The organism is Candidatus Synechococcus spongiarum (genome assembly GCF_900047545.1).
Classification (GTDB): Bacteria; Cyanobacteriota; Cyanobacteriia; order PCC-6307; family Cyanobiaceae; genus Synechococcus_B; species Synechococcus_B spongiarum_C.
The window spans coordinates 1-14057 of record NZ_FITM01000090.1; the positions used below are offsets into that span (position 1 = coordinate 1).

General features: G+C 63.1%; 9 protein-coding genes. 4 read left to right on the forward strand and 5 right to left on the reverse strand.

The genetic code is table 11. From position 1 onward, the window contains the following. Both FLM9_RS03620 and FLM9_RS03625 read right to left on the reverse strand, forming a co-directional pair. Positions 1-389 (reverse strand): ROK family protein (locus FLM9_RS03620; RefSeq protein ID WP_143324585.1); only part of this gene is annotated, 389 nt, incomplete at its 3' end. Continuing rightward, positions 389-5242, reverse strand: a complete 4854-nt coding sequence (locus FLM9_RS03625) for a translocation/assembly module TamB domain-containing protein (protein ID WP_074457308.1) — start codon at positions 5240-5242, stop codon at positions 389-391. The genes FLM9_RS03625 and FLM9_RS03620, both read right to left, overlap by 1 nt. A gap of 97 nt (positions 5243-5339) precedes the next feature. Here FLM9_RS03625 and FLM9_RS03630 point away from each other — a divergent pair, with 97 nt between their 5' ends. Genes FLM9_RS03630 through FLM9_RS03640 form a run of 3 tightly spaced genes read left to right on the forward strand, consistent with a single transcriptional unit; the run spans position 5340 to position 8361 of the window. Continuing rightward, on the forward strand, positions 5340-5858 hold the full coding sequence (locus FLM9_RS03630; protein WP_074457309.1) for a DUF2518 family protein: 519 nt from the start codon (positions 5340-5342) through the stop codon (positions 5856-5858). 23 nt (positions 5859-5881) lie between these two features. Beyond that, entirely contained in the window at positions 5882-6535 is a 654-nt protein-coding gene (hisG, locus tag FLM9_RS03635; protein WP_074457310.1) for an ATP phosphoribosyltransferase, read from the forward strand. Between the two features lie 2 nt (positions 6536-6537). Next, positions 6538-8361 (forward strand): ABC transporter ATP-binding protein, encoded by a 1824-nt coding sequence (locus FLM9_RS03640; RefSeq protein ID WP_074457311.1) that lies wholly within the window; start codon positions 6538-6540, stop codon positions 8359-8361. A gap of 54 nt (positions 8362-8415) precedes the next feature. Here the strand turns inward: FLM9_RS03640 and FLM9_RS03645 are convergent, their stop codons facing one another. The 3 genes from FLM9_RS03645 to FLM9_RS03655 are packed head-to-tail and all read right to left on the reverse strand — an operon-like array spanning position 8416 to position 12452. After that, positions 8416-10422, reverse strand: a complete 2007-nt coding sequence (locus FLM9_RS03645; protein WP_074457312.1) for a ribonuclease J — start codon at positions 10420-10422, stop codon at positions 8416-8418. Positions 10423-10482: 60 nt separating this feature from the next. Then, on the reverse strand, positions 10483-11379 hold the full coding sequence (gene dapA / locus FLM9_RS03650) for a 4-hydroxy-tetrahydrodipicolinate synthase (protein ID WP_074457313.1): 897 nt from the start codon (positions 11377-11379) through the stop codon (positions 10483-10485). Further along, complete coding sequence (locus FLM9_RS03655; RefSeq protein ID WP_074457314.1) at positions 11376-12452, reverse strand: aspartate-semialdehyde dehydrogenase; 1077 nt, start codon at positions 12450-12452, stop codon at positions 11376-11378. Before FLM9_RS03655 ends, dapA begins: the two co-directional genes overlap by 4 nt. Before the next feature lie 112 nt (positions 12453-12564). Here FLM9_RS03655 and FLM9_RS03660 point away from each other — a divergent pair, with 112 nt between their 5' ends. Further along, the gene (locus FLM9_RS03660) at positions 12565-14046 is read left to right on the forward strand and encodes a trigger factor (RefSeq protein ID WP_074457315.1); all 1482 of its coding nucleotides are present in this window, start codon (positions 12565-12567) and stop codon (positions 14044-14046) included. Positions 14047-14057: the final 11 nt, after the last annotated feature.

Genomic DNA, 14057 nt, shown 5'->3' on the forward strand with positions numbered 1-14057 from the left:
AGGAGCAGGTCTTGCACACCCCGCCCGGCACCGAGCCAAAGCTCCCCGAGGGCAGCGCAGTTGGCATCGTTGGCGATGGTCACGGGGCGTTCCTGCTGGGCCTCCAACCAATCCGCGAGGGGCACGTCGCGCCAACCGGGCAGATTGATGGCCAATCGGGCCACCCGGCCGGCCCGATCCGCTGGACCGGGCACACCCACCCCGACGCCTGACGCCTGACGGTGGGGATCCAGGCGCTCCAGACCCTCCAGCAGGGTGGTGGTGACCGCCCCTGGTGTGGCCGGTTGAGGGGTGGTCAGTTCCAGGTGGGCATGGCAACGGCCCGTACCGTCAAAGCGGCCCAGCTTCAGGGCCGTGCCACCGATATCCACACCAACGACTTGGGGCATCAGAAGCGGGACGAGAGTTGCAGGACCCCCTTAACGTAACCGTCCCGTTCCGCTGTGATCTCAGTCGCCAGGGAGGGTGTGAGTTGGAAGCTGAGCTTGGCTTGCGGTGGCAAGTCCTTCCGGTTCAAGGCGCCCAGAACGGTGACATCCACACGGTCGCTCAGGTTCAGTCCCACCTCCCCCACCAAGACAAATTTCGGCGTCCCCTGCTGGTTGTCACCGTCAGGGGGGGGTGTGAAGGAGGTGGGAGTGACGTCAAAAATGACCCGACGACCCAGGGCATGACTCACCCGACCCAGTACGGGCTCTAGCAGGGGCTGACCAACGACGGAAAACAAGCGGGAGTTGGTGTTGCCCTGAACCAGCCGGTTGACGGAATTGCCGCCAATCAGGTCCACCAGCTCCTCTTGAGAGCGGGGCGGTTTGCTCTGCAAGCGGAGCGTGTCGGGGAAATCGTCCGCAGGACCTTCCACCATGGCCTGGATCTGCACTAGGTTCAGTTGATCAAAGGCGGTGGCGTTGCCGGTGATCTCGGCAGCGCTGATGGTGGACAAGTTCCGGCCTTGCTCCTGGCTTGTATCCGCCTCCTGGGACCACATGGCCACGTCCAGGTAGGGAATCAGCCCCCCTGACGGAGTGAAGAGCGCCACGTTGCGGGCATCCGGATCCAGTCGGAACTGACTGGTGAACAGGTTGACCCGACCCTGGAGGAATTCCACCAGGCCAACGGGCTGCAGATCAGGACCTATGGATCCGGAGAGGCGCACCTGTCCAGCGATGCTGAAGTTGGCCACTGTCGAAGCCTCCAACATCAATTCCGGTCCCAACTGGACCGTCAGAGACTGCAAGTGGATGGGTGGGAGTTGCGCCATGGCCTGCAGCAAGGAACGCTTCAGTTGGGAAATGTCATCCAGGTCCGCCAGTTCCAGGGGCTCTTGCCAGTTCCAGTTCCGCAGCAAGTCCTCCACGGGATGGGACGGCAGTCCGTCCCCATGGTTCGCCGTTGAACCGACTGCCGAAGTGGCTGCCATGGCGCTGGTCTCTCCATTGCCACTGGCGCGAACCACGCCCCTGCTGATTTGTAAGCGTCCCCCCAGTCCCGGATCCTGGACACTGCCATGGAGAACCAACTCGCCACTGGCCATGAACTGGGCATTGGCCGTGATGATGTCCACATCCTGCAACTGCACAGTCAAGGGGTCGTCAGTGGCCAAGGACTGGATGATGCCCAGGTAGCCACTGGCGCTGATGCTGCCCGCCTCACCAACCGTTGCCCCCAACTCTTCAATAAAGAGATTGTTTTGATCAAACAGCATCACGCTGTTCAGGTGATGGATGGGGATGTCCGCCATGCGGCCCTCCACCTCACGCAGGTGCAGATAGCCATTGAGCACGGGTTGCTGCAACGGTCCCCGAATCATCACGGTCGCATCGGCATCTCCCCGGACCCAGGACAAGGTTCCGTCGCTCAGGGACGACAGAGTAGCCATCACCTCGTTCCCTGCCGAGAGGTGCAGTTGCAGTGCCTCTTCGCCGCCCACCAGATTCATCCGGCCATTGATGGTGAGCAAGGACGTGGCGTTAGTGGTCTGTAGCGTCAGCTCCACAGCCACGGTGGTACCCTCCAGCCTCAGGCTGGCTGGCTGCTCCAGTTGAACGGCGTGGCCATGAAATTGCCCCGCCTGCAGGTCCAGCGTCAAGCTGACCAACCGCTGACCAAAAAGATCCTGGTACTGTCCCTGGCCTGCCAGTGAACCTTGCCAGGGCAGTTGGAGATTGGCTAGCAGGTTGAGCAGCTTGAGGGGGAGGCTGGAAAATTCAAACGTGCCTGCACCCGAGCCCTGCAACGGTCCCTCCATGCGTAGGTGAAAGGGTTCATAGTTGTGGGCGAGGGCATGGTTCACCCCGTCATCCACCAGCCATAGATGGAGATCCGTGCGCACCGCGGCCCACACTGGCTGGTGGGCGCCGCCGTGGATGTGCACGTCACCGTGCAATTGGCCCTCCAGGTTCGGGAGTTGGCGGCCGTTGGTCTGCGCCAGCAGGGCGTCCAGGCTCTGCAAATGCTCCTGTGCCATTGCCAAGTGGTGCAACTGCATGGCCAGGGTTTCTCCCGGCATGCCAATCGTCAGGGTGGCCAGATCCCGGCTGGAGCCCACCTGTGTCCGGATGCCCTGCAGCAACTCTCTGGTCAGCGCCACGCTCTGCCGCAGGGTGCCCAGGGGAACACCGTCAAGGCTTCCATGGATGGACCAGGGTTGGGGGGTGCCTGGCTGCCGGTCGATTTGCGCTGCCACAGCCAGTTGGCCCTGAGTTGGATCGGTTAGTAACCGGCCATCCAGCTTCAACCGGTGGCCCTCCTGCGCCAGGTTCAGATCCAGTCGATGACCCCGTAGTGGCCCCCAGCGTGGCCCGTCAATGGTCATGTCCCCGTGAATCCGTCCAGGGAGCAGGGACACCTCTCCCTCTCCCTGGAGCACACCCGCCAACTCCACACCATGGGCCGTGTCTTGTTCATCCTCACCCACCAACCGGAGCCATGACAGGGACAGGTCCTGAGCCATCCAGCGGTAGCCTTCCTCAGTGGGTGTCACATCCAGGTGCCCGTCTCCGGCACGGAACTTGAGATCCTTCAACCGGAAGGCGGAGTCGACGCGCACATCCAGTGTGGAGACCAGTTCCGCCGAAGCCGGGTCCTGGCGCCTGGCGGCAAGCTGGAGACCATGGCCGTCGCTCAACGATTCAATCGTGCCGTGCCAACCCTCAGGAGAGCGGATCAAGGCCATCCCCAGGTTGGCCAGCGTCAGTTCCCCATCGAACCGGGGTTGAGCCAGGGACCCCCCCACCTGTCCCGCCATGGTCAGTGTCCCGTTCAGGAGTCCCAACGGCGCCAGGTCAACGTCTTCCAAGGCAAGACTCAGATCCAGACCGGCCTCTTGCCATGAACGTCCCGGCCACCAATCCACAACACCATGGCTGTGCATCCGGGGGGCCTCCACCTGCAGGGACCACTGCTCCTGTGCCGTGGTGCGGAGCTGGAGTCGGGCAGGACCCGGCAAGAGAGAGGCGGCGGCGGTGCCAATGCCCTTGGGAAGCCTGGCGGTGAGCAGGGCCTGCTCAAGCTGGAAGGGACCATCCTGGCCGGAATCGGGAGACGGACTGTCCCCATACCGCCCCCGGGCTGTGGCCGTCACACTCAGGGGAGACGACGCCAGGGGAAGTGTCAGCACCCTGTCCAACACGGGAGCAACATCCATGGCGGCCAGAGTGGCCCCCAACCGCCATTGCCCTCCTGTGGCTTGGCCCGTGATCCCAAGCTGCTGACCGGTAGCCAACTCCAGGCTGCCGTTGACGCGGAGGACCTCCTCCGCCAACTGGAGGGTGAAATCCTGCTGAAGCTGGGGGTTGCGGAGTTGCAGATGCATCTCCGGCGTCGCCCCTGGCTGGGCCACCGTCAGGGAGCCTATGTAGGGTTGATCCGGCCAAAAATCCGCCTTCAGCCAATCCCGGGGTTGCAGGTTGATGGTGCTGCTCTGTAGTTGCAGCGTGGGGGTGAGTTGGCCGGCCATCACCACCTGACTGTTCCCCGCCTGTGCCTGGAGAGAAGCCCGGAGTTGGGGCTGGTCTCCATCGGAGCGCCAGTGGCTGGTCAGTTGTGCCGTCAGCGTCGGGAACGGCCGGGAGTCAACCGCCACGTCGGCTGCATGGGAAGGCCCGTGCCAGTCGGTGATGGTGAGTTGGATGCGGCTCTCCGGCGCCGTCAGTGGTCCCAGGAGCCGCAGATCCGCCGTGGCGGTGCCCCCCAGCGATGCCAACGGTGGAGGCAGAGGCCCGCTGACACTGGCCTGAAGGTCCAGGTGCTGATCCAACCCCAGGGATCCCTGCACCTGGCCGGCCAGGGTACCCATGTTGAAGGTGCCGGGCAAGAGCCGCAGACGGCGCCCGTCACAGCGCAGGGACAGGGGATCGGCGTGCAGCGTCGCCAACTCCCCAGTGGGGTCCATCCCCTGTAACGGGAGTTGGAGGTTGTTGAGCACCACGGCGCCCCGGCACGCGCCGTCCTGGGAGTTCCAGTTCCGCACCGTCACGTCGCCATCCACCTGGCCGGAGAGGCCTGCCCCCGGTGTGCCGGCCAGCAGCAGAGGGCTCAGATCATCCAACCGGATGCCACGGGCAACGCCCTGGGCGCTCCAGGACTCGCCCAGGGGAATGCCGTGACTGTCCAGAGACAGGGTGCCCCCCTGCGAGGCCAGATCCAACCGGCCCTTGATCACCATGCCGTGCTGGTGGTGGCCAAATGCCACCCGGCCCACAAAAGCCCCCATGAGATCCGGTGCGGGGGTGGCATCGGCATCAACAGGTTGCCACCACAACCGGAATTGGGCCGGATCGCGGGCATGGAGCCACAACTCCACCGGCATGGAGCTCTGCCCCTGGCGGGTGGGGGGGGTCCACAGGTTGCCCTGGGCATTGCGACGCCAGTCCGCTTGCAGTGCCTGGACATGGAGGTGAATCACCCAGCGGCGCTGTTGCAGGCTGGCCCAGGGGTCCACAAATAGAATCAGCCCATCCGCCGCCAGTTGGGTGAGATCCACCTTGCTGGGCAAGATCTCGCTGGGACCAACATGGAGTCCGCCCCAGCGCAGGCCACGGTAGGGACCCAGCTTCAGGGGACGGCCCAGCGCACGGCTATAGTCTTCTTCAAGGTCGGGACGCAGGCCGCGGTAAATCCTGCCCAGGGCCTGATCCGTGGCCAGCCAGCCCAACAGCAGAGCCACGGCAACAATAAGCATGGCCTCGATTGGTCGCTGCAACCGCCGAGCGCAGAGGTGGAGCCAAAAGCGGATGCCCATGAACCATCAAGCCGGCTTCTGCCCCAGGCCCCAGAGGGGCAAAACCTAATCTTACACTGAAGTTTGCGCTGTCAACGGCCCGGAATTCCTCTGTCCCATGATTGTAGATCCTCTGCTGTTCAAGGCCGGTGTGTTGATTGGCGCCATGGGCATCCTCCTTATGGTCCTCACCGTGGCCGGTTTCCTGGCCCGCTGGGGGATCCGCTTCCGCCTGGTGGGTGTCAGCAGTTTTACGGTGCTCCTGTCCCTGTCCCTCATGGCCTTTGCCCTGAGCTATGAAGAGCGCCAAACCGTTCCCGGCGCCGTGAACGTACCGATCGTGTTTGACAACGGCCGTGGCCTGGTCATTGCTGCTCCGCAGGAGCCGCTGCCGGTTGCAGCCGTCGTCCCCACCCTGCAGCAACTGGCCACCAACCAGTCACAGCGTCCCCAAGCCGCCGGCGTCAATGGACACGTCACGGTGCGGCTGCGCCAGGTGGAGCCCACGGATGAGGACGGGGTGAGCCGCCCCCGCCTCCTGGGGGAGGCCCGGCTTCCCCTTGGGGGCCAACTGGAGGACGTTCAACTTTTGATCCCGGACACCACCACCCGGCGCCGCATCCATGGTGAGCCTTAGGCTCAAGCTGCTGCAAAAGCTTCGTGATCACCGTTGCCCTGGCCAAAGGAGCCCTGCTGCAGGACAGCATCACGTGCCTGCAGGCGGCGGGCCTGGACTTCTCCACCCTGACAGCACCCGGCAACCGGCAGTTGATGGTGGATAGCCCCTGTGGCCGGGCGCGTGCTTTGCTGGTGCGCAATGCGGACGTGCCGGTTTACGTGGCCTATGGCCAGGCCCAGTTGGGGGTGGTGGGGGACGACGTGCTGCGGGAGCACCCCCTGGAGTTGGCCAGGCTGGTGGACCTGGAGTTTGGAGGCTGTCGCATGGCCGTTGCCGTCAAATGCAGCAGCCCTTATCGCCGTGCGGCTGATTTGCCTGCCCACTGCCGGGTGGCCAGCAAGTTCATCCACTGCGCCCGCACGTTTTTTGACGGCTTGGATCTTCCCGTGGACCTGATCCAACTGCAGGGCTCGGTGGAGTTGGGTCCACTCACCGGCATGTCGGAGGCCATTGTGGACCTGGTGGCCACGGGCCGCACGCTGCAGGAGAATGGCCTGGTGGCCATTGAAGACCTGTTCTTGAGTACGGCCCGGCTGGTGGGAAATCCCCTGGCGTTGCGCATGGATCGCGGTAGGCTGCAGGGCGTGGTGGAAGCGGTGCGGCACGTGGCCCAGATACGGTCCCGGCAGCGATAACCATGTCGTCGCCCACGGATCAACAATGGCGTGGCGATCCCGGCAGCCCCGTGGGCTGGCGACGGGTGGTGCCCTACTTCCGGGTTGAGCGCAAGTCCATTGCGTTGGCGCTAGGACTGCTGTTGCCCGTGGCCTTCGGCAATGCCCTGCAGCCGTTGCTGGTGGGTCAGGCAGTGTCCCTTCTCCGCCAGGAGCCTGTGGTTCCCTGGCTCGGGCAACTGGGTGCCGTCAACGCCCTCAACCTGCTCATCGTGCTCCTGGCCCTCAGCATGGTTACAGGTCTGGTGTTGCAAGGACTGCTCAGCTATACGGTGCAAAGCGTGGGTCAGAAGATCACGGCCCGCATCCGTGGTCACCTGTTTTGCCATGCCCTTGGGCTGGACTTGAGTTTTCACGTGCGCACCCCAGTGGGGCTGCTGTTGACCCGCCTCACCAGCGACGTGGAGGCGGTGGCGGAAATGTTTGGCAACGGCGCCATCGGTGTGGTGGCGGAGTTGGTGTCCCTGTTGGTGATCGGCGCCACCATGATGGTGGTGGACTGGCGTCTGGGCTTGCTGTTGCTGCTCGTTCTGCTGCCGGTGACGCGCACCGTCGTTGCGCTGCAAACCCGTTACCGCCGGGCCAACTATCGGGTGCGGGAAGAGTTGGGCAACCTCAACGCGGATTTACAGGAGAACCTCCAAGGGCTAGAGGTGGTGCAGATGTTTCGGCGTCAGGCCCGCAACAGCGCCCGCAGCGCCGCCGGCGTGTCCCGCTACAAGGCGTTCACCATGCGGACCGTCGCGTTGGACGCCACCATTTCCTCCCTGCTTGAGTGGGTGTCCATTGCGGCCATTGCTCTGGTGATCAGCGTGGGCGGCTGGCTGGTGGTGCGCGACACCTTGGCCCTGGGCACACTGGTGACCTTTGTGCTCTACGCCCAGCGGCTGTTTAATCCCCTGCGCCAGGTGGCTGAGCGTTTTACGTTCATTCAATCGGGCCTGACGGGGCTGCAGCGCATTGGTGAATTGCTGGACGAACCCATCCGCATTGAGGACAGGCCGGTAACCATTCCCCTGCCCCGTCCCACCTCCACTGGAGAGGTGGTGTTCGAGCACGTCACCTTTGCCTACAACGTGCGGGATGACGTTCCGGTGATCCGGGATCTGAGCTTCCGCATCGCCCCTGGCGAGACCGTCGCCCTGGTGGGGGCCACCGGCTCGGGCAAGAGCACGGTCATCAGTCTGCTCTGCCGTCTGTGGGAACCCCAGCAGGGGCGCATTCTCCTGGACGGCGTGAACATCCGGGATCTACCGCAACAGGAGTTGCGGCGGCGCCTTGGGGTGGTGCTCCAGGACACCTTCCTCTTCAGCGGGGACGTGGCCACCAATCTGCGCCTGGGGCAAACCATCAGCCCTGCCCGGTTGCAGCAGTCCTGTGAGAAGTTGGGTTTGGGACCGTTCATTCGCAGCTTGCCCCAGGGACTGGACACGGAACTGCGGGAACGGGGCGCCAATCTTTCCGCTGGGGAACGACAGCTTTTGGGTGTGGCGCGGGTGGTCCTGCGTCAACCTGACGTGTTGGTGATGGATGAGGCCACAGCCCACCTGGATCCCTCCACGGAAGCCACGTTGCAACGCAGTTTGGCCAGTCTCCTGGAGAAGAGAACCGCCATTGTCATCGCCCACCGTCTGAGCACGGTGGAGTCTGCCGACCGCATTCTGGTGCTCCGCCGTGGTCAGCTGATGGAGTCGGGCACCCACGAAGCACTGAAGGCCCAAGGTGGTCTTTACGCCCAACTGGCCAATCTGCAGGACCTGGGCCGCCCCATCCCTACAGACAAATAGAAACAGGGCCATCCGGACACCAACCCTCCGATTCCTGTGGCGCCGTTGGATCCGTCAGCCTGTGCCAGTGCGACTGCGACTGCGGCGTTTGCGCTCCATCTCCACTGCTGGCCCAACGCCGTTGGCATTGACCGCAGGCCCGGAGTCAGCCAGGGTGGATGGTGAGGTTGATTGAGGCGTCATGGCGCCGTTGGAACTCAGGTGACGGTGATCAACAAGGGCTGGATTTTTGCTGTGACCGTTGGCGCCACCGTTCCGTTGCAGTGGGCGAACGCCGTTGGGACGCCCGCTGCCACGACCAGCGCGCCCCCTCTCCTCGGTGGTGGGAGCTTTGTAGATGGCTGACGATCCCTTGGGAGTCGGTTGCACCACCACGACGATCAAAGGCTCCACTTCCAGCTCCCGCCGCAACCGCCTTTGCAAACCCAACTCCACCTCCCGCTGGAGGCCGACCCAGTCCACGTCTTGAAGATCGTCCCCGCCTCGGCAGAGTTGTTGCCAGCGGTTGTCCAACGCCCATTGCACCTCGGTGTCGGTCCAGTCGGCAAAGTGCTGCGGTGCAAGGGAGGTTGCTACACCCCGCAAGGTCACCCGCGCCGGTGCGCCCATGTGGCCCGCAGGACTGACGCTCACGTGGACAACCAGGACGCCGTCCTCCGCTAACTGCTGACGCTCCTTCAGCACCTGGGTGTTAATGATCCCTTTGCGGGAGCTGTCCAGAAGCTCAATGCCGGCCTTGACGGGTTCACCGCGACGGATGGACTCCGGCGTCAACTCCACCACGTCACCGTTGTCGATCACCAACATGGATTCCGGCGGCATGCCCATGGACCGGGCTGTTTTGCAGTGCTGTACCAGCATGCGGTGTTCCCCGTGGACCGGGACGAAAAATCTGGGGCGGGCGAGGGCAAGCATCAACTTCTCGTCTTCCTGGGAGCCATGGCCAGACACATGAATGCCCTTGTCCTTGCCGTAGATCACCGTGGCTCCCTGCATCATGAGTTGATCAATCACGTTGACCACGGAAATAGTGTTGCCGGGGATGGGGCTGGCGGAAAAGATGACCGTATCGGTGGTCTTGAGTTGGACGTGGGGATGCTCAGCCCGGGCAATCCGGCTCAAGGCGGCCAGGTGTTCTCCCTGGCTGCCTGTCATGAGCAACAGCAACTCCCGATCCGGCAGATCCCGCAACTGCTTCATGGGGAGGAAGAGATGGTCGGGACAGCGGACGTAACCCAGTTCCCGGGCTTTGGCGATCACGTTGAGCATGGAGCGTCCCAGAAGACCAACGCGGCGGCCGTGCTTCAGGGCCAGCTCCAGGATCATGCTGACCCGGTGAACCGAACTGGCAAAGGTGGTGACCAGGACACGGCCCTGGGCCTGGGCAATGTGGAGATCCAGGTTGGGGAACACTGCCCGCTCCGGTGGCGTAAAGCCGGGAAGTTCCGCATTGGTGGAATCACTAAACAAGCAGAGGACCCCGTTTTCCCCGTACTGGGCCAGGCGATGCAGATCAAACCGCTCCCCATCTACGGGGGTGTGGTCAAACTTGAAGTCCCCGGTGAAGATAACGACACCGACAGGTGTGGTGATTGCCAGGGAGAAACTGTCGGCGATGGAATGGGTGTTGCGGATGAACTCAACCCTGAAGTGCTTCCCCACCTTGACCACGTCCCGTGGTCGGACGGTTTTGGTGTTGGTGCGGTCACTCACCCCCGCCTCCTTCATTTTGTCGTTCAGGAGAGACAGGGCCAGGCGGGGGCCGTAGATGACGGGAATCGTAAAGTGTTTCAGGTGGTGGGCGATGCCACCAATGTGGTCTTCATGTCCGTGGGTCACAATCATACCCCGGATGCGGTGCTGATTCTCGCGCAGGTAGGTGGTATCGGGCATGACCACGTTGACCCCGTGCATGTCGTCGCTGGGGAAGGAGAGGCCGGCATCCACCAGCATCAGTTCGTTCCCGTATTCAAAAACACAGGTGTTTTTGCCAATTTCGTGGAGGCCGCCAAGGGGAATGACGCGGAGCGGCTCAACCGAGCCATTGGGGGTTTGAGTCATGGGCAAAACGACGGTGGAAGAGTCTGCTATGGGGAAAGGAGCGGCCGGTGTTGCAGCGGCCTACAGGTCCTGCATCAGGTCATGCAGATGGGTTTTGAGGCTTGCGTCTGCAGCAACAAGGGGGAGCCGCGGAGCACCAACGGACCATCCCCGGAGTTCCAGGGCTGCTTTGACGGGTATGGGGTTGGGCTGAAGAAACAATGCACGCATCAGAGGCAGAAGCTGATCATGGTGGGCGAGGGCCGCAGCGGCCTGTCCTGTGAAGTGGCTCCGGATCATGTCCTGGAGGCGCAACCCTTCCAAATGGCTCACCACACTCACCACGCCGGCGGCGCCAAGGCTGAGCATGGGCAAGGTGAGGGTATCGTCACCGCTGTAGATCGCTAGGGAGGGTCCACAAACGGCCCGCAGTCTTGTGACCTCCTCCACCGTGCCGCTGGCGGCTTTGAAGGCCCGCACATTGTTGCAATTCAGCAGACGGCCAACGGTCTCCGGGAGGAGAGAGCAGCCTGTACGACTGGGAATATTGTAGAGCATGAGCGGCAAGTCGGGGACCGCCTCTGCAACGGCGCGGAAATGGGCCTCCAAGCCCGCTTGAGGAGGCTTGTTGTAGTAGGGCACCACCAGAAGGGCGCCGTCCGCACCCAGGGCCAACGCCCGGCGGCTGGCGGCTACGGCCTCCTCCGTGCAGTTGCTCCCTGTCCCGGCCAGGACCATGGCCCGTGACCCTACGGCAGCCTTCACCTCCCGCAGAAGTTCGTCCTGCTCCTGCCAACTGAGGGTGGGCGACTCGCCTGTGGTGCCACAGACCAGCACTCCGTCACTGCCGGTATTCACCAGATGGTCCGCCAGCCGGGCCGCAACAGCCAGATTCAGGACACCCTCCCCATCAAAGGGGGTCACCATGGCCGTAATGATGCGCCCAAAGAGAGGGGCGGCTAAGGAGGAGTTGGTCATGGTTGCAGCACGGGAGCGTCTTGGTCGGGGTGCCTGGGGGATGGTGACGGGGGCTTGAGCCAGCCGTGACGCACCATGGCTTCGGCAATTTGCACCGCGTTGAGGGCCGCTCCCTTGCGGATCTGATCGCCGCAGAGCCAGAGTTCCAACCCGTTGGAATGGCTTGAATCCTGGCGGATGCGACCCACCGCCACAGGGTCTTTCCCGGTCACGTCGCTGGGCATGGGGAAGCGGTTGTTGGCCCAGTCGTCAATGATGGTCACGCCGGGGGCTTCCGCCAGAACCTGTCGGGCGGCATCCACCGAGACGGGAGCGTCGAATTCGATGTTCACGGCTTCTGCGTGGGCCCGCAGAACCGGCACCCTGACACAGGTGGCGCTCAGGCGCAGGTCGGGCTGGGCCAGGATTTTGCGGCTCTCCCGGAGCATTTTCAATTCCTCCTCGCAGTACCCGTTCCTGTCCAGAGGGGAGTTGTGCAGGAAGAGATTGAAGGCCAGGGGATGGGGCAGCACGTGATTCCGGGGTTGTCGGCCCTGCAGCACGTCCCGGCTCGTGGTTTCCAACTCCGCCATGGCCTGGGCACCAGCACCACTGGCGGACTGGTAGGTGGAAACCACCACCCGGCGCAGGGGGGCCAGACGGCGCAGGGGGGCCAGGGCCAGCAGCAACAGGATGGTGGTGCAGTTGGGGTTGGCAACCACCCCCTGGTGCCGACTGGCCGTGGCCAGGTTCACTTCCGGCACCACCAGGGGCACCTGGGGATCCAGACGAAAGGCGCTGGAGTTGTCAATCAGCAGCGCTCCATGGGCGCCCATGACCGGAGCCCACCGACGGGAGATGGAGCCACCCGCGGAGGCCAGCACCAGATCAACCCCAGCCAGTGCCTCCCCCGACACCGCCTCCACCGTCAGGCCTTCACCACGAAAGACGAGTCGGCAGCCGGCAGAGCGGGGGGAAGCCAGCAGTTTCAGCCTGTCCAAGGGGAAATCCCGCTGCTCCAGTAGCAGAATTAACTCACGCCCCACAGCACCCGTGGCGCCCAGTACGGCAACAGTTGGCGGGCGAGTGCTCAAGGAGACAGGGAAGACGCAGAGGTTCTGAACCCAGCTTAAGCCCCCACTGGACCCCGCCCCTGGTGCGGTTGCTTAAGATCGGCACACCCAAATTGTTGTACTCCTCCCCGCTATGGCCTCTGACCTTCAGGTCAAGACGTCCCCACGTCCCCAGAGTCGTTTGGCCCTGGAGGTGCTTGTCCCGGCTGAGCGTTGTCAGCGCAGTTATGACAAGGCCCTGCGCAATTTGTGCCGCACCGTGCGGCTGCCCGGCTTTCGTCCTGGCCGCGTTCCCCAAACTGCCGTGCTCCAGCAGTTGGGCACCCAGCAGGTGTGGATCACGGTCCTGGAGCAACTGCTGGAGGACACGGCCCGGGAAGTGCTCAACGACGAAGACCTGGATCTGCTCGGGAAGTTGCAGCTTCAGGACTCGTTTGACGCCTTGGCTCAGCAGTTCAAACCCGGTGAGAGCCTCATCTTGAACATGGAGGCGGACGTGCGTCCCAACGCCACCTTGAAGGCCTATCGCGATCTGGACGTGGAGGTGGAAGAACTCTCCGTGGAAGACCTGCTGGAGGACGTGCTGGAACGGGAACGCTTCTCGGCCAGCACCACGGTGCCTGTGGAGAAAACCACGGCGGAAATGGGGGACGTGGCAGTGGTCCACTTTTCGCTGCCTTCCATGGATAAGCCTGATGAGCCTGATGAATCCGACGAGGCGGACCAGTCCGATGGGGATGTGGTCCCTGCTCCCGTCTCACGGGATGTTGGCAACTCACAGACCTTTGATCTGGATCTGGTGGAGAATCACGAGGTCCTGCCCAAGGTTGTGTCTCTGATCGTCGGCATGACAGTGGGGGAGACCAAGGCGATTGTCGAGGATACTGACGAGCCTGGCAACGGAGATAAAAAGGGCGGCGAGAACGACAGCCCTGGGCAGGAGGACGCTGATCAGGACAACGATCCAATAGACGAACTCATGGACAATGGGTCCATCACCCTGTGTGGACTGAAGGCGCGTCAGTTGCCATACCTGGACGATGTCTTTGCGCAGAAGGTGAGCGAGTTTGCCACCATGGCCCAATGGAAAGACGCCTTGCGCCGGAAGCTTGAAATTCGGGTCCGGGAGGAGAACAAGGACAATCGCCAGGATGCCCTGGTCAATCTTCTCTGTGAAGACATGGAGGTGGAACTGCCCCAGTCACTGCTGGAACAGGAGATGGAAGGTGTGACCGAGGACTTCAGGAATGAATGCAGGGCGCGGGGACTGAACTCGGATCTCAAGCTGAACGACGAGCTTCAGGAGAAGGCCGAAGCGTTCAAATCGAAAGAAGCGCGCCATCGTCTCCAGCGGAAGCTGGCCCTTGAGGCCGTGGCCAAGGCAGAGCAGTTAACGGTTGCGGACACCGAACTGGACGAACGTGTTCGAGCCATGCGCAGGCAATTAAACTCCAAACAGGCTCGCAAGCTCAATCCCGTCAAGTTGCGGGTCTTTGTGAAAAGGGATCTGCTGCGGGAGAAGGCCATGGCCTGGCTGGAGGAGCACAACACCTTCAAGGTGCAGGAGACGCAAAGCAACCCCGCTCCGGAACTCGGGTCAACCACGGCTGATTGATGCGGTGCCGA